1 protein-coding gene is annotated in these 201 nt (G+C 44.8%); it reads right to left on the reverse strand.

Going from position 1 to position 201, the window contains the following annotated elements:
• The coding region (locus GQY27_RS21415) for a transposase (protein WP_201450776.1) at window positions 1-201 on the reverse strand (201 nt) is incomplete at both ends.

Below are 201 nucleotides of genomic sequence, written 5' to 3' on the forward strand. Positions count from 1 at the left end.
CACGGTCAGATACACGTACTTTATGAGCGATATTACGTGCCAAATGAACACAACATGTTTGGTATTTGGCCTGTGGATAGACTTGCTGAGTGGCATCTACAATACCTTTCAATCCATCGGAGATAAAGAGGAGTACTTCTTCCACACCACGTTCGCGAATGTCTTGCAGGAGTTCTTTCCATACATAGGCTGATTCGGTGG

It is taken from the genome of Paenibacillus sp. An7 (genome assembly GCF_009870785.1).
Classification (GTDB): Bacteria; Bacillota; Bacilli; order Paenibacillales; family Paenibacillaceae; genus Paenibacillus.